Annotated in this window: 10 protein-coding genes and 1 pseudogene; 6 read left to right on the top strand and 5 right to left on the bottom strand. The window is 65.0% G+C overall.

Annotated elements, in window-relative coordinates:
- Window positions 1-661: 661 nt before the first annotated feature.
- Window positions 662-940, bottom strand: coding sequence for a hypothetical protein (locus tag EP7_RS09220; RefSeq protein ID WP_463527564.1), 279 nt, complete (start codon window positions 938-940; stop codon window positions 662-664).
- Between the two features lie 267 nt (window positions 941-1,207).
- On the opposite strand from EP7_RS09220, the pseudogene EP7_RS09215 reads away from it, so the two are divergent.
- The 5 genes and pseudogenes from EP7_RS09215 to EP7_RS09195 form a co-directional block, all read left to right on the top strand.
- Window positions 1,208-1,977, top strand: a pseudogene (locus EP7_RS09215) (IS3 family transposase); the annotation flags it as partial.
- 465 nt (window positions 1,978-2,442) lie between these two features.
- Entirely contained in the window at window positions 2,443-3,864 is a 1,422-nt protein-coding gene (locus tag EP7_RS09210; RefSeq protein ID WP_463527562.1) for a hypothetical protein, read from the top strand.
- A gap of 616 nt (window positions 3,865-4,480) precedes the next feature.
- Entirely contained in the window at window positions 4,481-6,469 is a 1,989-nt protein-coding gene (locus EP7_RS09205) for an alpha-ketoacid dehydrogenase subunit alpha/beta (protein WP_463527560.1), read from the top strand.
- 9 nt (window positions 6,470-6,478) lie between these two features.
- Window positions 6,479-7,672 carry a dihydrolipoamide acetyltransferase family protein gene (locus tag EP7_RS09200; protein WP_463527558.1) on the top strand — a complete coding sequence of 398 codons (1,194 nt, stop codon included), beginning with the start codon at window positions 6,479-6,481 and terminating at the stop codon, window positions 7,670-7,672.
- Window positions 7,673-7,684: 12 nt separating this feature from the next.
- Window positions 7,685-8,467 carry an SDR family NAD(P)-dependent oxidoreductase gene (locus EP7_RS09195; protein ID WP_463527556.1) on the top strand — a complete coding sequence of 261 codons (783 nt, stop codon included), beginning with the start codon at window positions 7,685-7,687 and terminating at the stop codon, window positions 8,465-8,467.
- Window positions 8,468-8,705: 238 nt separating this feature from the next.
- Here EP7_RS09195 and EP7_RS09190 read toward each other — a convergent pair whose 3' ends face one another.
- The 3 genes from EP7_RS09190 to EP7_RS09180 all read right to left on the bottom strand — a co-directional run bounded on the left by EP7_RS09190 (window position 8,706) and on the right by EP7_RS09180 (window position 14,943).
- Entirely contained in the window at window positions 8,706-10,301 is a 1,596-nt protein-coding gene (locus EP7_RS09190) for an Nramp family divalent metal transporter (RefSeq protein ID WP_463527555.1), read from the bottom strand.
- A 146-nt stretch (window positions 10,302-10,447) separates the two neighbouring features.
- Complete coding sequence (locus EP7_RS09185) at window positions 10,448-11,896, bottom strand: DUF1501 domain-containing protein (protein WP_463527554.1); 1,449 nt, start codon at window positions 11,894-11,896, stop codon at window positions 10,448-10,450.
- A gap of 23 nt (window positions 11,897-11,919) precedes the next feature.
- Entirely contained in the window at window positions 11,920-14,943 is a 3,024-nt protein-coding gene (locus EP7_RS09180; RefSeq protein WP_463527553.1) for a PSD1 and planctomycete cytochrome C domain-containing protein, read from the bottom strand.
- Between the two features lie 564 nt (window positions 14,944-15,507).
- On the opposite strand from EP7_RS09180, the gene EP7_RS09175 reads away from it, so the two are divergent.
- Window positions 15,508-17,874, top strand: coding sequence for an arylsulfatase (locus EP7_RS09175; protein ID WP_463528388.1), 2,367 nt, complete (start codon window positions 15,508-15,510; stop codon window positions 17,872-17,874).
- Between the two features lie 97 nt (window positions 17,875-17,971).
- On the opposite strand, the gene EP7_RS09170 is transcribed toward EP7_RS09175, so the two are convergent.
- Window positions 17,972-19,333: a TolC family protein gene (locus EP7_RS09170; RefSeq protein ID WP_463527552.1), complete on the bottom strand. Its 1,362-nt coding sequence runs from the start codon at window positions 19,331-19,333 to the stop codon at window positions 17,972-17,974.
- Between the last annotated feature and the right edge of the window lie 136 nt (window positions 19,334-19,469).

Below are 19,469 nucleotides of genomic sequence, written 5' to 3'. Positions count from 1 at the left end.
AGGGCCGAGGCGGGAACCGGCCGAGCGATGATACGCCGCATGGCGACGGAACAGCGACAGGCCTCGACGTGGTTGACCGCGCGGATCCATCCGAAACATGCCGGCAGGCTGCCGTCCAAGTTGAAGTCCACGACGGCCTTTGTTTCGCTCCGCTCATTCAAGGGCAACATCGCGTGCGTGGCGCATGGATCCGCCCGGGCAACAGGGTCGAGGCTAGGTGGGAGGACGGATCCGGGGAGCCCGAACGATGGATCTAAAACTTCCGTTGATGACCTATGATACCGACCACCTCGAGACTCAGACCCTCAACAAACCGTCCGGCCCCTTCTGATCTTCGTGCAGCCCGCCCAATGGCCCGAACTGCACCAACCACGACCTGCCCGCCTGCTCTTGCATCGACCCGGCCGACCTAACTGACGCAAGCATTCCGATCATTGCGCGATGGCATCCGGGATCTCCCATGCCATGGGCCAGATGGCCGACATAAAGGGGCCCGTCACCATATACCGGCGGTCCATCTGCAGGTCCGAGCCTCCCTGGGCGATGAATTGGCTTGGGACTTCGGTTCGTGGTGTTGGGCGAGGCTGCGGAGTATGTGGGAGAGGAGCGGCGGAACGTACTGGCGGCTGCCTGCGGGTAGATAACCGACCCCTATTGACGTTCAGTTTGGGGGACGGCGGCCGGCCACACCGCGCTCGTTGCGCCGAGCGTCGTACGACTCATCGACCATGGGGATGCCGACGGCGGCCAGATAGAGAAAGTCGCGGGACCAAGCGGCGAAGCCGGCCGCGGCGCAGGCCACGAACTTCGGCCCCCTCTTCCAATCCCGGTGCCCGCGGGCGTCGGCCAAGGGCCACGCCATCTCCGCAGAGGAGAATTGTAAGGTGCCTACCTGCTGGGAGGAGCGTCGCATCGCGGCGGGATGGCTTGATTGGATCATGACTCACCTCGGGTGCCGTTTCTCGGGAGGAGGCATCGGGATTGCCCCCTTGTTCCGACGTCATCGTTCGCCCTTGCTGCCTGCGGCTCACCCGTCAGGCACAATCTAGGGTAGGCCATGTTCACGGGGCGCGGTGGATCTGAGTGCGGATCGAGCAACGATGGGTCACAATCGCGAGGCGATGTAGGTCTCGAGGCGAACTCCGGGGGCGGGAAGGCGACCCCGGCAAGCTCGTCAGCTCCGTCGCCGTCTCGACGAACTTGCTCAGGCGGCTATTACGACTAGCGCGGAAGGCCGACGAGCGCCAAGTCGGTGAGCGGAGAGGCCCTGGTCTTCGCGATCAAGGCCACCCGCGGCCGGGTGAAGGCCCGCCATGGCAGCCCGAGGATCCATGTCGAGTGGGTGGCTCACGGAGAGCCCTGCTGCGTGATTACCGTGGCCCGGCTGATGCGGACACATGGGATCGCCGCCAAGTTGAAGCGGAAGAACCGCTGCACCACTGACTCGAATCATGCCCGCCCATTGGCTGAGAACGTACTGAATCGCCGATTCGAGCCGGAGGCGGCCAACCGGGCCTGGACGGCCGACACACCGAATGTGGCGACCGGCGAGGGTTGGCTGTACCTTGCGGCGGTCGAGGACCTGGACTCGCGTCGGATCGTCGGCTGGTCGATGTCCGAGCGGATTGACAGCCCTCTGGTTGTGGACACCCTGGAGATAGCACTGGCAAGTCGCCAGCCCGGCGGTGGGCCGGTGGCGTACGCGGATCGGGACAGCCAAGACGCCAGCGAGCATTACCACGTGTGCTGGCCGGGCGCGGGATCACCTGCAGCATGAGCCGCCGTGGCAACTGCTGGGATAATGCGCCGATCGAGAGCCTCTTCGCGAGTCTGAAGAAGGAACTGACACGGGGCGAGATCTTCCCCACGAGGGAGGAGGCCAGGTCGAACCTGCTCGAGTGTATCGCGGTCTTCTACAAACGGATCCGTCGTCATTCGACCTTGGGATACCGATCACCGATCGAGTACGAGAGAGCCGGATCGATCGTGAACCCGGCGCCCGTCCTCGGTGGGGACGTCCATCCGACGGCTGACCGCCCATGCCGAACGCCCCGTGCCCGCTGCAGGTTAATCCCTGGTCTGTATGATTCGCCCTGGTTGGTATCGCTTCAGACTCCTCCGGAGAGTGTCAGGATGCGCTTGTGCTCGAAGGAAATGGACGCAGTCGACGTGCCCCTCGTGGGAAATCGGCGAACGACGTCGCATCGGGGCCTGCCTAAGAAGATGGGTTCCAGTTTGGCGGACGACTTCGACGCTTCATCCGTCCGGGATCGACAAAGTCGTTGCGGTGCCTTCACAGGCGGGGCAAGATGTCCTGCGAGCTTGCCGAGCTCACGGTTCAGCTAGCCCCCCACCATCGACTCAGTCGCCCCCCTCGGCCCGGATCCCGCCCCGCCCGCAATGAGGCGACACGTCCGACGGCTGCCCACGGAGTGCCGGACCATGAAGACGCTACTTACCTTCTTACTACCCCTCCTGGCGTGTGCCCCAGTCTTCGCGGCCGAGCCAACGCTCCGGGCCGGCGCGGCGACGAGCAACATCACCCCGGAATTAGGCCTGGAGATCATCGGCGGCTTCAAGGGATTTCCCGCCACGCACGTCCACGACGAACTGCATGCTCGCTGCCTGGTGTTCGACGACGGCAAGACGAAGCTCGCGCTCGTCGTCTGCGACCTGCTCGGTCTCCACCGCAGCGTCAGCGTCGAGGCCCGGCGGCTCATCCAGGAAGAAACGGGCATCCCGCCCGAACGAGTGCTGATCTCGGCGACACACACCCACTCCGCCACGAGCGCGCTGGGCAAGGGTGCCTACACCTCCGAACAGCCGCTCGACGATTATCAGCGGTTCGTGGCCAGACGCGTGGCCGACGGCGTGAGGCGGGCGCTCAACCTGGCAAGGCCCGCCCAGATCGCCTTCGTGACGGCGGAAGCCCCCGAGCACCTCTTCAACCGCCGCTGGTTCATGAAGGAAGGTACGATGCCGAAGAATCCCTTCGGCAAGGTGGACAAGGTCAGGATGAACCCACCGTCGGGCAGCCCCGACCTGACCGAACCCGCAGGACCCACTGACCCGACGGTCTCGATCATCGGCCTGCGCGAGCCGTCCGGGAAGCCGATTTCCACCTTTTGTGCTTACTCGCTGCACTACGTCGGCGGGGTGGGAGACGGGCACATCTCGGCCGATTACTACGGCATGTTTTGCAAGGCGCTGGCGAAACTCCAGGGTGGGACGGAAGGCGATCCGCCCTACGTCGCGATGATGGCCAACGGCACCAGCGGCGACGTCAACAACATCGACTTCCGCCACCCTCGCCCGGCAAAGCCCGCTTACGGGCAGATGCGGCATGTGGCCGAGGACGTTGCCCGCAGGGTCAGCGATGCCTTAACCAAGGCAGAGTGGAAGGACGTGGCGGAGTTGCAGGCTCTCTACCGGGAGCCGCAGATCGGATATCGCAAGATCGACGCCGAGTTGCTCGCATGGGCGAAGGCGACTGAGGCCAGGGGCGACTCGCCGGACATCGTCACGGCGAGCTACGCATCACGCGTCCAGAGTCTCGCGGCGGCCGCCGACACCGCGGCCGTGCCGCTTCAGGTCTTGCGGATCGGCGACATCGCCATCGGCACGACGCCTTGCGAAACGTTCACCGAGACCGGCCTGGCATTCAAACGCAGGAGTCCCATCGCCCACTCGTTCATGGTCGAGCTCAACCACGGCTACATCGGCTACCTGCCCACGCCGCGGCACTTCGCGCTAGGTGGCTACGAGACCTGGCCTGGTACCAATTATCTCGAGCCGCAAGCCTCCGAGACGATGCTCGACGCGCTGGTGGAGATGGCGACGCAACTTGCACCGAAGAAGGAGTGAGCTGCCCAGACGGCCAAACGAATCCGAATGCCGCCGCCTTTCCTTGAACGCTCGAGGCTTCTCCTACGATCCATTCGACCGATTCCGCCATTTTACCCAAAACAGCGGGTGATCAGCGACTACGAACAGGTGTGGAGATGGGGGCAAGCGCAAGCCGCGGAAGCGACGCGGGCTCGCGGCCGGTGAGCCTGTCGGCGTTTGCCGCCCGGTCGCCCCGGCACAAGGGGATCTGGCGCGAGGGGACCAAGGTCCCGATGGACGGGCGATTCTCCTGGAATCGGGTCTGGCCGGCTGGGGGCTGGGCGACCGGCCAGTGCTTCGAGGTGTCGCGGGTCGCCAATCTGGCTGCTCGTCGAGGCGCAGGCCAACGGCCAGCTCAACACGCCGCACTTAGCCCCAAGCTAACGGAGTCGCATTAACCAAATTGCGGATCCAGAACATCGCACATCGTATCACTGGCGGGGGTATGTCAGGGGGACCTTGATTCCGAGGATGGGCGGTGCCTCGCGTCTCGGGCCCCGACCTGGGATAATCCCCCTCCCCAGTGCGAGGATTCGACGCCGATCCAACATGAGGTGGTGCTCGAGTGGCCGAAACCCTGATTCAAGGCGAGAGCATGACGCTCCAAGGCCTGCTGTCGCTCTATCGTACGATGCAGACGATTCGCAGGTGCGAGGAGCATCTCGCGCGAGCTCATCAGAAGGGGCTGGTCCACGGAGCCTGCCACACCTACGTCGGCCAGGAGGCGATCGCCACCGGCGTTTGCGCCAACCTCGACGCCGCGGATACCGTCTTCAGCACCCACCGAGGGCATGGCCATGCCCTGGCCAAGGGCGTGACCCCCAGGGAACTGGCGGCGGAGCTGTTCGGCCGGCGGGAAGGCTGTTCACGCGGGCGAGGCGGCAGCATGCACCTCTTCGCCCCCGAGGTTGGCATGATGGGCACAAGTGGCATCGTCGGCCCGTGCATCCTCCAGGCGGCCGGATCGGCGTACAGCTCCAAGCTCATGGAAACGGGGCGAGTGTCGGTTGCCTTTTTCGGCGATGGCGCCGTGAACAACGGGGCCTTCCATGAGGGCCTCAACATGGCCTCAATCTGGAAGCTGCCCGCGCTCTTCATCTGCGAGAACAACCAGTTCGCCACCGAGGTCCCGTTCTCCTACTCCAGCGGCAACCCTTCGGTCGCGGGACGGGCGAGCGCCTATGGGTTGCCCGGTATCGAGGTCGACGGAAATGACGTCCTGGCCGTCACCGAGGCCGCCCGCGAAGCCGTCGAGCGGGCCCGCTCGGGCGGAGGCGCCACCCTGATCGAGTGCAAGACCTACCGCACCCGGGCCCACGCCGAGGGCATGGGGGACTACACCTATCGGACCCGCGAGGATGTGGAGGGCTGGAAAGGAAGATGCCCCATCCGCAGGCTCCGCGAGAAACTCCTCCTGGAAAAGTTCGCGACCGAGGCCGAACTGCAGGCGATGGACGACGAGGTTGAGGAGGTGGCCGCCGACGCGATCCAGTTCGCCGAGGCTGGCACCTATCCCGACGGCTCGACCGCCACGGATCATATCTACGCGGCCCCGAAAGCCGACGATCCGGCATCTCCGGTCCGCAACGGCCCCCCGCCGCCGGGTGTCCGTGAGATCCCCTCCATGAAGTCGACGTTGGAGGCCTTGGCCGACGCGATGGAGCGGGACCCGTCGATCTTCGTCATGGGCGAGGGGATCGGGGCACGCGGGGGCAACTTCGCCACGACGGTGGGGCTGTTCAGCAAATATGGCCCGGCGCGGCTCTGCGACACGCCGATTTGTGAACGCGGATTCGTCGGTCTGGCCACCGGGGCGGCCATGACCGGCACGCGACCGGTGATCGACTTCATGTTCGCCGACTTCGTCCTCGACGCCGTCGGCGAGATCCTCAACCAGATCGCCAAAGTCCAGTACATGAGCAGCGGTCGGCTGACCATGCCGGTCTTGCTGAGGGGATGCGTCGGCGTCGGCCACTCGGCAGCGACCCATCATTCGGGCAACTATTACCCGATGTATGCCCATTTCCCGGGCCTTCGGGTGGTCGTCCCGTCATCGGCCTACGATGCGAAGGGTCTGCTGGCCCGGGCCCTGCGTTGCGACGATCCGGTGCTCTTCCTGGAACATCGCGAGGTCATCGCGATCAAGGGGCCGGTGCCCGAGGAGCCTTACGAGATCGAGTTCGGCAAGGCCGCCGTCGTCCGCGAGGGGGCCGACGTCACCGTCGTGGCCCTGGCTCTCATGGTCCATCACACGTTGAAGGCCTGCGAGGTCCTCGCCGCCGAGGGGATCTCCGTCGAGCTGATCGACCCTCGTACGGTCGCCCCGCTCGACTTCGAGACGATCCACGACTCGGTGCGGAAGACCGGCCGTCTTCTGATTGTGGACGAGGCATTCGCGCCGTTCGGCATCGGCGCGGAGATCGCCGCACGGATGGCGGACGCCGGATTTGACGACCTCGACGCGCCGATCCGCCGTCTCAACGGGGCCCACACGCCGATCCCCTACAGTCCGACCCTGGAAGCGAGCGTCGTGCCGAATCCGGGCACGATCGCCGCGGCCATCCGGGACCTCATCCGCGAGTGAACCGCTCCCATGCCGACCGCCATCACCGTCCCCCGCCTCGGCTGGAACATGGAAGAAGGCGTCTTCGCCGGCTGGCTCAAGCGAGACGGTGACCCCGTCCGCGAGGGCGAGCCCCTGTTCAGCCTCGAAGGCGACAAATCCACCCAGGATGTCGAGTCGATCGACCCCGGCACCCTGAACATCCCGCCCGACGCACCGGCCGTGGGCGACAAGGTCCTCGTCGGCGCGATCCTCGGCTACCTCCTGACGCCCGGCGAAGCCGCGCCCGCCGCCTCTCCGGCGTCGCGGCCGGTTCGCACCGTTGAGGCATTCAAGTCGGCGGAACCGGAGGTGCTCGTCGTCGTCCGCGCGAACGGCCGGGGGCGGGTCCGCTCGACCCCGCTCGCACGCCGAATCGCGCGAGAGCTGGGGATCGATTGGGTTCGTCTCGCAGGGAGCGGTAGCGGCGGTCGAATCCGCAAGGTGGACGTGCTGGAGGCAGCCCGCGATCTCTCGTCGCGTGCTGAAGTTGCCCCTGTCCCATCAGTTGCCGTCAGCCCCATCCGGCGAACCATCGCGGCGCGGATGGTGGAGAGCCGCCGGACGACGGCCCCCGTGACGCTCATGACCACGATCGACGCGACGAATCTCGTGAGCCTTCGACTCCAGTTCCGCGACGCCCGGTCTCCAAAGGCTCCGGTGCCGAGCTTCACCGACTTCTTCATCAAATTGACCGCCCTGGCGCTGGCCGATCATCCCATGCTCAACGCGCGATGGGCCGACGATCGGATCGAGCTGAGCAACGAAGCCCACGTCGGCTTCGCCGTCGACACCGAGGCCGGCCTGCTGGTCCCGGTGGTCCGGGGAGCGGGAGAACTCGGGTTGCGGCAGATCGCCGAACGGTCGCTCGCACTCATCGGCCAGGCACGCGAGGGGCACCTGCCCGCCGCCGACATGAGGGGTGGGACGTTCACAATCACCAACCTCGGTGCATTCGGCATCGAGGCGTTCACTCCGATCATCAACTCGCCCGAGTGCGCCATCCTGGGGCTCGGTCGGATCGCGCGTCAGCCCGTCACCATCGGCGAACAGATCGTCTCTCGCGAGCGGATGACGCTGAGCCTCACGTTCGACCATCGGATCGTCGACGGCGGGCCGGCGGCGCGATTCCTCCAGGATCTGTCCCTGATGGTTGAGAATCCAGGCCCTTGGCTGATCGCCTGAGGAGGCCCGACGATGCGCTGCGATCTCTCCGAGAAAGTCAGCCTGGTGACGGGTGCCGCACGCGGCATCGGCCAGTCAATCGCCGATGCGTTGGCCGCCAACGGCAGCCGAGTCGTCTACACCGACGTGGACGAGGCAGGCGCACGCCAGGCCGCCGCGAGGACCCCGGGTGCCTCGTCGATGCCGCTCGATGTGACCAGGACCGACCAGGTCGAAGACGTCATGCGTCGCGTCGTGGAGACACACGGGCGGCTCGATATCCTGGTCAACAACGCGGGCATCAACACGATGGCCCACCGGGTCAACATCGATGAATTCCCGCGATCGGAGTGGGACCGGATTCTCTCGGTCGACCTGACCGGTCTGTTCGAAGTCAGCCGGTTCGCCGCGCAAGCGATGAAGGCGCAGGGGTCGGGCCGGATCATCAATATCGCCTCGATCGCCGGCCTGGTGCCGCTGCGTCTGCAATGCGCATTTGTGGCCGCGAAGGCGGGCGTCATCAACTTGACGAAGGCGATGGCGCTGGAACTCGGCCCGCACGGCATCCTAGTGAACGGGATCGCGCCGGGCTCGACGCTCACCGACGGTACTCGTCAGCTCTTCTATGGCGAGGACGGCCTCTTCCGCGATTCGGTTCAGAGGATGCTGGCGCACATCCCGCTCGGCCGCCCGGCCGAGGCCCGCGAGATCGCCGTCGCGGCCCTCTTCCTGGCCGATCCCGAGAATAGCTACATGAACGGTCATATCCTCACGGTCGACGGCGGCTGGACGGCGGGCTATGCCCGGGAATTCTAGAACCGCCTGCGTTCGGACGAGGCGGCCAGCGCCGTTGATTCAGGCCCGTTCTCCCTTATCTCATCAAATCAAGTTGAAGGAATGTCCGCGGCACGAGACGCCGGGTAGTTCGCCTCGTGCCGGGGAACTCAGGGGGGGCTGTGTCCGTATGCAGGGGGCGCTGCGTCGGTGTGCGGGTGCACCTTCCAGGAGTGCCCGAGGCACCGGCCGGGTGAACGGCCTCACCCGGACACATGACTCACGAGCGTCCTAGCATTTGCTGGATTATCGGCCATTGTTTCGTCACGAATACCAACGCCGCCATCGACAGATAGAAGACCCCGCACGCCGCGAGTCCCGCTCGCTGATACCACCGCGGCCTTAGCTCGGTGGGTAATAGCGTGACGTTGATCCATAGCAGATGGAAGGCGGTCAAGCCGATCGCCAGATTGTTGAGGTTGGCAATCACCAGGGTCATCAGCTTGGGTGTGCCGTAGGTGCTGAACACGTAGGCCGCGACCACCGTCCAGATCACGTAGGTGCACAGGATCGAGTAGTAAATCCGCCCTGCCTGATGGCCTACCAGCGACTCGCGGACCCGGCGGTTGCCGGACCAGATCATGTCGGTCCAGCGGCGGCTGAAGTCGTCGACGATCGACATCTGACTGGGCAGCATCACCATCATCCCGACCAACACCGTTGCGATCCACATCGACTTCGCCGTCGTCGCCAGGAAGTGTGGGGAATGCCGGATGCCATCGGCCGTGATGAGCGATTGCGCCCAATCGAGCTTCGCGCCCACGAGCGGGGAATTCGGCGCGAACTCGAGAGAGAGTAGCGCAGGAAGGGCCATTCCCATGAAGCAGCCAGGGGCCCAGACATAGATTTGATCGATCAGGACGTACCGCCACCAGACCTTCCATCGCCGCAGGTTCTCGGCGTCGATGACGAACACCTTGCCGATGTGGCTAAGCGTCACGTGGCGTCCGCCGATGGCGCTGGGGATGGCCCCGACGACACTGCCCATCCCCCAGCCCTTATCTCGCACGAAGTTGCCGTATGTGGCGTTCGAAAGACCCCCCCCACCTGCGTAGCCCGCGAACGCCCCGAGTACGGCGATGTTCCCAAGCGCGATCAGGGGCCACTCCTCCCCGTTCGCCCAGTGACTGACGAGGTTGACGGTCGTCTCGCGGCCATCGACGACGGTGGGGACCGTGCCGAACTTCGCGAAGCCGCTGAACACATTCCACCAGTTCTCAGGGCTGACGAAGAGCACGCCCACGATCAGACAGAACCCCAGAACCACGGCGACCTTCGCCATCATGATCGCCTGGAGCATGTTATAGACCTTTCCCCCGACCAGGACCGGCAGCGCGACGGCCAGGAGGAACACGTAGGCCAGGCCCGTGACGAGCTTGCTGTCCGCCTGCGTCGGCGGTCGGTCCAGCCAGAGTGACGCCGCCATCGCGGCGCCATGGGTCGAGAGGCCGGGGATCAGGGCGCTGAGGTTCAGGAAGAGGATGAACCCCATCCAGAATCGAGGGCCCGGTCGGGTGCGGAGAAAGCCTGTGAAGACGGGCTCGCCGCAGTAAAGAGAGTATCGGCCGCATTCGATATTGTAGAAAACTTGAAGGATGATGGCGATCGTGGCGATCCACATCAGTCCGCCGCCGTACTTGGCGGTGACCTCCGGGCCGAGCAGCCACTCGCCGCCACCGATCTGAATGCCCATCATCACGACGCCCGGACCGATAAACCGCGTCCAGTTCCGCCAACTCAATGGATGCGGTTCGGGAAGCTCCGCAACGTCCCAATCGGGCAAGCACGTCTTGGGGCGTGGCACGTTTTCGGGCATGGGTCGCTGGCTTTCTGCGCGAGGTAGCATTCTGGATGGCCGTGACTGGAACTGAGGATCTCGTCGGTCAGTTGGACGAGGCGCGGGAAGGTCCTGGACCCGAGCCGGGCGCGACGGGGATCGATCTTGTCTCACGGTCCGTCACGTTAGGCCAGGATTTCCGGGATCAACCTGCCGTGGACGTCGGTGAGCCGGCGATCGATCCCGTCGTGGCGGACGACCAGTCGTTCGTGGTCGATCCCGAGGAGATGGAGGATGGTCGCGTGCAGGTCGTACCCTGACGTCGCACCTGCGGCAGCCCGCCATGACCAGAGATCGCTCTCGCCATGGGCCACCCCCGCTTTCACACCAGCCCCTGCCAGCCAGGCGACGGAGGTGCCGCCGTTATGGTCGCGCCCTGTGGCCCCCTGGGTGAACGGCATCCGTCCGAACTCGGTGGACCAGACGACCAGCGTGTCATCGAGCAGGCCGCGAGCTTTCAGGTCGGCGAGCAACCCGGCGGTCGGCCGATCGACGCTGCGAGCGATGGCCGGCAGCTCCTTGGGGATATCGCTGTGGTTGTCCCAGTTGTCCTTGGGACCGCCCGCGCCGCTCCAGACCTGCACGAACCGGACACCCCGTTCTAGCAGACGCCGGGCCAGCAGGCAGCGGCGGCCGAAGTCGGCCGTCTCGGGTTCGTCCATCCCGTAGAGTCGCCTAGTCAACTTGGTCTCGCCGGCCAGGTCCAGCGCCTCGGGGGCGCTCAGCTGCATCCGGGCGGCCAACTCGTAGGAGGCAATTCGCGACTCGAGCCGCGAGTCGCCCGGATGGTTTGCCGCGTGCCGACCGTTCATCGCCGCCAGTCGCATCAGTCCTTCTCGCTCGGACTCGGCCGTCAGCGATTTCGCCGATTTCGGGGGGAAGAGGTCGGGAATCGGGTCGGGGGCGGCCGCGTTGATCGGGGTCCCCTGGTGGGCCATCGGCAGAAATCCCGCCGAGAAGTTGCCCTTGGCGTTGTAGGGCAGGCCCTTAGGGTCGGGCAGCACGACGAACGTCGGTAAATTGTCGCCCAACGCACCCAGTCCGTACGAGACCCAGGCCCCCATGCAGGGGAATCCCGGGGTGAGAAACCCCGTATTCATCAGGTAGCTGGCCGGGCCGTGGACGTTGGTCTTCGAGGTCACCGCCATCAGGAATGCCAGGTCGTCCACGCGGGTCGCCAGGTGCGGGAAGACGTCGCTCACCCAGCGGCCTGACTCGCCGTGCTGTCGGAATGCAAACGGCGACTTCATCACTTGCCCGGGAACGCTGGTGACCCCTTCGACATGCTCGCCGGGATCGAACGCCTGACCGTGCAGGCGGTCCAGTTCCGGCTTGCGATCGAAGGTGTCCATCTGGCTGACGCCGCCATTGAGGAAAATCTGCACCATTCGCCTGGCTTTCGCCGGATGATGCAGGCCGCCGTTGAGCCCGAGCGGGACCTCGTCCGTTCCCGCCAGCGCCCGGCCGCGGCCGAGCATCTCGGCCAGCGCAATGCCGCCAAGGCCACCCCCCAAGCCCCAGAGCATCTCGCGTCGCGAAATCCGCCCGTGCATGTCCCAGCCCTCGGTCTGCATCCGGTGAAGTTCCCGATCGATCGTCACGGGATGAACAGGAATTCACTGCTGTTGAGGAGCATCCGGCAGAAGTTCGCCAGGCCATGCCTCCGGCCGTACTCGACCCACTCGCGGACCTCGGCCAGTTCGGGCTCACGACCGACGGCGAGCCGGTACCCTTCGCGAACCCGGCCTGCGTCGTCTGGTGCGAGCCCCGCCAGCCGCTCTGCGAAATGCTCGGCCTGGCGGATCACAAACGGGTCGTTCAGGAGTGCAAGGGCCTGGAGCGCCGTGACCGAAGCGTTTCGCGTGGCGGTCAACTGCGACGAATCCGCGGCGTCGAAGACTTCCATGAACGGGTCGGGCAGCGTCCGGAACAGAAATCGGTAGACGCTCCGCCTGCCAGCGCCGGGCGAGTCCCAGTCATACGCCGTGTAGTCGACCGTGGGCGTGACGTGCACCCCCTTGCCCATCGCGAAGTGCTGAACCGAAGGGCCGCCCATCATCGAATCGAGCCGTCCCGAGGCGGCCAGCATCGCGTCGCGGATCGACTCGGCGTCGAGCCTGGCCACGTTCATCCGCCAGAGCAGACGGTTGTCAGCGTCGACCTTCGCCCCGGTTTGGTTGTGGTCCGACCTCTGGCGATAGGAGGCCGACGTGACGATGATCCGGTCGAGCGACTTCAGCGAGCCCCCGCCCTCGCGAAACGTCCAGGCAAGCCAGTCGAGCAATTCGGGATGGGACGGCTTGCTGCCCATCCGCCCGAAGTCGTTGGGCGTGTCGACCAGCCCGCGGCCGAAGTGAGCCTGCCAGGCCCTGTTGACGATCGACCTCCAGGTAAGCGGGTTGCCCGGATCGGCCAGCCATCGGGCTAGCTCGGCGCGTCGTTCGGCCTCGCTTGGTCGGTCGAACCGCGAGACGAGGCCAGCAACGCAGCCGAGGGCACCCGGCACGGCCGCCGCCCCAGGCTGACGGATCTCGCCTCGATTGAGGATGAAGACGGGCCTCGGGGTGGAGGTCGGTTTGTGGCTGCCGTCGGGGGCGAAGTCGCTCGTGCCCGAATAGACGAGCTGCTGCGGCGGCAACGCGGCAATCTGACGGTCCAGGGTCTCGGCCAGGTAGATCGCCGCAAGCTCTCGCTTCTGGTCGGTCGTCCGATGCTCGGCCGGGATGTCTAGGAGGACGGCGAGCGGCCCCGGAGGCGAGCCCGTGCGGACCGGACGCAGGGCGTTCGTGATCGAGATCCGGAATCGTCCGATCGGGTGGCCGGCCGGGAAGGTCTGTCGGAGCACGAACTGGAGCGACGAGGCCCCGATGTTCTCGCCGAATTCGAAGACCCCCTCGTGCGGCTTGCCGACCTCGGGATAGATGCCCCAGGCCGTCTTCGGGTCGCCGTCGATGGCACCGGCGATCCCCCAACCGGGCTGGTCGTAGTCGGCCATCGATCCGGCGATCTTCACTGGCCGCCAACGATCGGGGGCCGAGGTCGATGAGTGCGAGACAACCAGTTCGGTCAGATGCAGGTTACCGTTGCCGGCTCGCCCCGGGCCCTTGCTGGGCAGGCGGTCGTCGGGCAGCAACTCAAGCCTCGCCGCGGTGATACCCGGCAGGTCTGTTGTGGCAATAATCGTGTAGGTGCCCTCGGACGGCTGAGGCCCTTCGGCCAGGATCGATCGGTCGGGCTGGAGTGTCAGGGTCGTCCCTCCCTCGGCCTTCATCTCCGAGGGGTTCAGCACCGTCCAGGGGACGAGCGGCCCCTTCCGCGTGGCAGCCCAAGAGGCGACATCGGCCTGCGTCGTGTCGTCCAGCAGCGACGCCATCAGGCCGGGTTCCTTGTTCGTCAGTGCCTTTCGCCGTGCCGTCAGGTCGCGACGCAGTTTGGCTAGGTTGGGGTCGGCATCGTAGGCTCGGTCGGCCCGTCCCACACCGGCGAAGACGGCCTGGAGCCCGTAGTATTCTGACTGGCTGATGGGATCGAACTTATGATCATGACAGCGTGCGCAGTGCACGGTGCTGCTGACGAAGGTGGACATCACCGTGGCCACCATGTCGTCGCGGTCGAGGTAATAACCCGCCTGGCGGTCGATGCTGTCCTCGCGGATGTCGCGCAGCGAGCTTTCGTCCCAGGGCCCGGCCGCCAGGAAGCCCATCGCCACGGCCAGCCCCGGCTCGTCGGGATAGAGGGCGTCGGCGGCCACCTGCTCGCGCACGAATCGAGCGTATGGCTTGTCGACGTTGAATGCGTTGATGAGATAGTCGCGATACGGCCAGGCGTTGGGCCGGACCCGGTCCTGATCGTGGCCGTGGGTCTCGGCATAGTGAGCCAGATCCATCCACCGACGGGCCCAGCGCTCGCCGTAGTGCGGGCTGGCCAGCAGGCGGTCGACCAGACGCTCGTAGGCGTCGGGGGACTGGTCGGCTACGAAGGCATCGATTTCACCGGGCGTGGGGGGCAAGCCGAGAAGGTCGAAGGTCACGCGCCGGATTAGTGTCCGTCGGTTTGCCTCGGTTGAGGGGGCCAGCCCTTCCCGAACGAGGCGGTCGAGGATGAATGCGTCGATCGGACCTCGCACCCAGCGTCGCCCATCGGCCTCGGGAGTCGGGACGATCGGCCGAACGACGGGCCTGAGCGCCCAGGGGTCGGCCTCCGCGGCAACAATCGGCGATGTGGCCGGCTCGCGGGGATCGAACGCGCCACGTTCGACCCACCTGCGGAGGTCCGCAATTGCCGTGTCGGGCAGTTTGCCCTTGGGCGGCATCGACTCGACAGCGCCCCCCTGCTCGATCGCCTGGATGATCAGGCTCTCGTCGGGCTTGCCCGGATCAAGGGCGGGCCCCGAGTGGCCACCGGCGAGCGTGGCCTGGCGGTCGTCGAGCCGCAGACCACCCTTGGCCTTCGACGCCCCGGCCGAGTGGCACGCGTAGCAATGCTTGACGAGGACAGGGCGGACCCTCGCCTCGAAGAAGTCGCGTTCCGCGACGTCTCCCGCACCCATCGCAGGAAGGGCGAGGATCAGCGTCAGCGTCCAGCCTCGCAGGATGTTGCGGGGTTGCGTTCGTCGAATCATCGAATGCCTCGAGAGAACCCTTGCGGCTCCCGACCCGACAGCATCATAACGCGTCGAGCGGTCCGATGAAATCAATGTTTCACATTCCATGAGGCTGACGTGAGACAGGAGCGACTCACAGGCCGGCCACATCGTGAGATCGTGCGGGAGTAAATCCTTGCCGGCAATCCTGGTCGTCTTACTCCCCTCAGAATGGCGAAGTCCTGCCCTGTAGACCTCCTGCACACAGTTCCTATCCGTAGGAAACGCCAACAACGGGTCGTTACCACCATGCGATGCAACTTCCGGAGCAGTAAGCTGCGGTCGCTGAAGCGACTTGTCGAACACGACGACGCCTGGCGCGGGATCGCGTAAGCCGAGCGGGAGCACGGCTGGTCATGGTGAGCCGAGCACAGAAGACCGACTGGAAGTCCGTAGTCGTCCCCCGGGACTGACGATCACGCGTCCCGCATGCCTGACGGCGACCGACTGCGAAGTGTCTGAGTTCTCACCCGATGACATCGAGGAGTTTCCATCGTGAAGAGAGTCATGACATGGCTGACGATCTTAGTTCTCGCCGTATGCATGGCGTTAGGCCATGCGGCGGTGAACGGCACGGCAGGTCCCGGACTCGCGACGGCCGCGGACTTGGGTCCGAACTCCTCGGTCGACGACCAGCAGACGTTCAAACTCGACCGGACGGTCCTGCCGATTCTTGAGCCGAAGCTCCCGCCGATCACCGAACTCGACGCCCGCAACGCGAAGGCCCCGCCGCGGTTTGAGGTCAAGGCGCCTGCCAAGGCCCCGAACGTGCTTGTCGTGCTGATCGACGACATGGGCTTCGGTCAGTCCAGCGCCTTCGGCGGACCGATCCACATGCCGACGCTAGAGAAAATGGCCAAGGGCGGCCTGAGATACAACCAGTTCCACACCACTGCACTCTGCTCGCCGAGCCGCGCTGCCTTGCTGACCGGACGCAATCATCACGTCTGTAACATGGGATCGATCACCGAGACTGCCACCGCATTCCCAGGCCAGACCGGGCAACGCCCGAACAGCGTAGCACCGCTGGCGGAGATGTTGCGGCTCAATGGGTACAGCACGTCCGCCTTCGGCAAGTCGCATGAGACCGCCGCCTGGGAAGTGAGCCCGTCCGGCCCGACCGACCGGTGGCCGACCCGCGCCGGCTTCGACAAGTTCTACGGATTCATCGGCGGCGAGGCGAACCAGTGGTCCCCGGCGATCTACGAGGACATGACCCGCATCGAGGTACCGAAGGACCCGAACTACCACCTCATGACGGACCTCGCCAACCAGGCGATCAAGTGGACGAACTTCCAGAAATCGCTGACGCCTGACAAGCCGTTTTTCACCTACTTCGCGCCTGGTGCAACGCACGCCCCGCATCACGTGCCGAAGGAGTGGATCGCCAAGTATAAGGGCAAATTCGACCAGGGCTGGGACACGCTTCGTGAAGAGACGCTTTCCCGCCAGATCAAGCTCGGCGTCGTCCCCTCCGGTACGAAGCTCGCGCCCAAGCCCGATGCCATCAAGGATTGGGACAAACTCGGCGTCGACGAGAAGCGACTCTTCGCCCGCCAGATGGAGGTCTTCGCCGGGTTCGGCGAATATGCCGACTACGAAGTCGGCCGCGTCATCCAGGCTATCGACGACCTCGGTCAGTTGGACAACACGCTCGTCTTCTACATCGTCGGCGACAACGGCGCGAGCGGCGAAGGCACCATGAACGGGCTTTTCAATGAAATGACGTACTTCAACGGCGTACCGGAAACGGTGCCTGAGATCCTCAAGCATCTCGACGAACTGGGCGGCCCGAGCTCCTACGGCCACTACGCCGCCGGTTGGGCCGTGGCCGGCGACGCGCCGTTCGCCTGGACGAAGCAAGTCGCCGGCAGCTACGGCGGCACTCGCAACGGAATGGTGATCCACTGGCCCGAGGGGATCGCGGCCAAGGGCGAGATTCGTTCGCAGTGGCATCACGTCATCGACATCGCACCGACGATCCTCGAAGCGGCCGGCCTGCCCGAACCCACGGTGGTCAACACCACGCCCCAGACGCCCATCGAAGGCGTGAGCATGCTGTACTCGTTCGCGGACGCGAAGGCGAAGGACCGGCACAAGACGCAGTACTTCGAGATCTTCGGTAACCGCGGCATCTACCACGACGGCTGGTTGGCCCACACCGTTCACCGTGCCGCCTGGGAGATGACACCACGGAGGCCATTCCTCGAAGACAAGTGGGAGCTGTACCACGTCGACGAGGACTTCAGCTCGGCGAACGATGTGGCCGCGAAGCATCCCGAGAAGCTCAAGGAATTGCAGGAGCTTTTCCTGAAGGAGGCCACCAAAAACCATGCCTTGCCGCTCGATGATCGCGTGATCGAGCGTGCGAATGCCGCTCTCGCGGGTCGTCCCGACCTGATGGCAGGCCGCACCTCGCTCACGGTCTACGAGGGCATGATCGGGATGACGGAGAACGTCTTCATCAACACCAAGAACAAGTCGCACACCATCACCGCCGAGGTCCAGGTTCCGAAAGGTGGCGTGAACGGCGTGATCCTGTCCCAGGCCGGGCGATTCGGCGGATGGAGTTTGTACGTCAAGGATGGCAAGCCGGCTTACACGTACAACTTCCTCGGCCTCAGTTCATATAAGGTTGCTGCTCCCAAACCGCTGCCCGAGGGCAAGGTGACGATCCGCTACGAGTTCGTGTACGACGGCGGTCAGGGCAAGGGCGGCAAGGGCACGATCTTCGTCGACGGTGAGAAGGTCGCCGAGGGGCGGATCGACCGCACGCAGGCCAACATCTTCTCGGCCGACGAAGGCGCGGACGTCGGCCTCGATGGCGAGACACCGGTGACCGACGATTACAAGGAACGCGACAACAAGTTCACCGGCAAGATCGGCAAGGTGACCGTCGATCTGAAATAGCAGAGTCGTTCGACCCCGCCCCGGCTTGTGCCTGGGCGGGGCTCGCGTCTCGCGGCCCGCGAAGCGAATTCACCCCCCGGGCCGCGAGTCGATGCGACTAACGGCCGATCAGCATGCAAAGCTCCATGTGGGCTTGGCGGTAACCGAGATCCGCCTTCACGTAGTCCACCTCCGCCGTCGTGCGGGCCTTCGACGCCTCGATCAGGCCAACGGGATTCGTCTGTGCCGCTGGGAGCGCCTTCTCCTCGGCCTCCTTGCGGAGTTCGACCAGCTCCTGGGCGAGGATCAGGGCCTCATGGCTCTCGGACATGCCCCGATATGCTTTCAACGTCTTCTGAAACAGCTCGTCCTGGGTTTGCCTGTATTTCAGGTGCGCCATGCTGATCAGGTGCTCGCGACCGCGGATCACATTCTTCCGCTTGCCCCAGTCGACGAACGTGTACGAACCCACGAGGCCGACGTAGCCGATATTCTGCTGGATGTACGACGCACCCGTCTGGTTCGTATAGCCGCCCATCGCGGCGATACTCGGCACGAAGTCGAGACGGGCGGCGCGGGTCGCGGCGTCGGCCTTGGCGATGTTGGCCGCGGCTTCCCGCAGGTCCGGGCTGGTTTCCATGGCGAGTTTGATCGCATCATCGGCGCAGGCGACTGGCAGTCCGGGCAGGGGTGGCTCGATCAATTCTAGGATCGTGGAAGGGGGCAGATCCAAGAGGATATCGAGCTGCTCCTGAAGGTCAGCAAACTGGACGTTAACTTGCTGGAGTGCCTGCCTTGCCTCGAGCAACGCAGTCCGGGTCTCGACGGTGCCGAGTTCGGCAAGTTTCTGTGCCCCGGAATATCCTTCGACGACACCGGCGCGGATTCGTTGAGTCGCCAGGAGCCCCCAGTAGAGCTGCTCCATGCCACCGAGAAGTTCTCGCATCCCTTTTTCGAGCTGGGCCTGAGCAATATTCTCATCGGCCTGGGCGACCTGGACCCCCTGGCGGACCTTAATGAGGTCCGTGATAGGCTGGAGGACCGTGACGTTCGTGAACGATGTGTTTTGGTTCAACACGTTCACGGCAACCGTCTTCGCGGGGATTCCAAGGATCGGGCGCCCCTGGGTGCTGACGACCGAACCCAACGAATCATTGAAGTGCAGATACACGGTGTTCCCGACGATCTTCGGGAAGTAGTCGGCTCGGGCTGCGCTCGTCTCATGACCCTTTCCCTGGACGTTAAGGGCGGCGAGCCTGAGGAGCTTATGATTCGCGAGAATCCGCTGCCTGGCGTCGTCGAGTGTCAGGCGGAAGGTTTCCGGCGTGGAGTGCTGTGGCAGGGCAGGGATCAGGACGGCCTGCGGCTGTGCCCAACAGCGGTGGACGCCAAGTTCGGCAAGATGGGCGGTGCTCACCATCGCCATGACGACCAAAGACTTTCGAATACCGAGTAGGGTGAAGGGCTTCTTTTCGTTCACAGGGTCCGCCTTCCGCATTCACCTCGCTCGATTGCTTCGAGGCGTTTGGGGGTGATCCGGTTGATTGGGCAGGCTCTCATGGCCCGATTGACCGAAGCAACCCGCTTAGCCGTGATCTCCATCCTTATCGGCACGC

Source organism: Isosphaeraceae bacterium EP7 (assembly GCA_038400315.1).
Classification (GTDB): Bacteria; Planctomycetota; Planctomycetia; order Isosphaerales; family Isosphaeraceae; genus EP7.
This window is presented reverse-complemented; position numbering and strand designations above follow the sequence as displayed.

Excerpts from the sequence above, each read along its gene's own strand:
- EP7_RS09220 (WP_463527564.1), bottom strand. The coding sequence starts at position 940 with ATGATCCAATCAAGCCATCCCGCCGCGATGCGACGCTCCTCCCAGCAG.
- EP7_RS09210 (WP_463527562.1), top strand. The coding sequence starts at position 2,443 with ATGAAGACGCTACTTACCTTCTTACTACCCCTCCTGGCGTGTGCCCCA.
- EP7_RS09205 (WP_463527560.1), top strand. The coding sequence starts at position 4,481 with ATGACGCTCCAAGGCCTGCTGTCGCTCTATCGTACGATGCAGACGATT.
- EP7_RS09200 (WP_463527558.1), top strand. The coding sequence starts at position 6,479 with ATGCCGACCGCCATCACCGTCCCCCGCCTCGGCTGGAACATGGAAGAA.
- EP7_RS09195 (WP_463527556.1), top strand. The coding sequence starts at position 7,685 with ATGCGCTGCGATCTCTCCGAGAAAGTCAGCCTGGTGACGGGTGCCGCA.
- EP7_RS09190 (WP_463527555.1), bottom strand. The coding sequence starts at position 10,301 with ATGCCCGAAAACGTGCCACGCCCCAAGACGTGCTTGCCCGATTGGGAC.
- EP7_RS09185 (WP_463527554.1), bottom strand. The coding sequence starts at position 11,896 with ATGCAGACCGAGGGCTGGGACATGCACGGGCGGATTTCGCGACGCGAG.
- EP7_RS09180 (WP_463527553.1), bottom strand. The coding sequence starts at position 14,943 with ATGATTCGACGAACGCAACCCCGCAACATCCTGCGAGGCTGGACGCTG.
- EP7_RS09175 (WP_463528388.1), top strand. The coding sequence starts at position 15,508 with ATGGCGTTAGGCCATGCGGCGGTGAACGGCACGGCAGGTCCCGGACTC.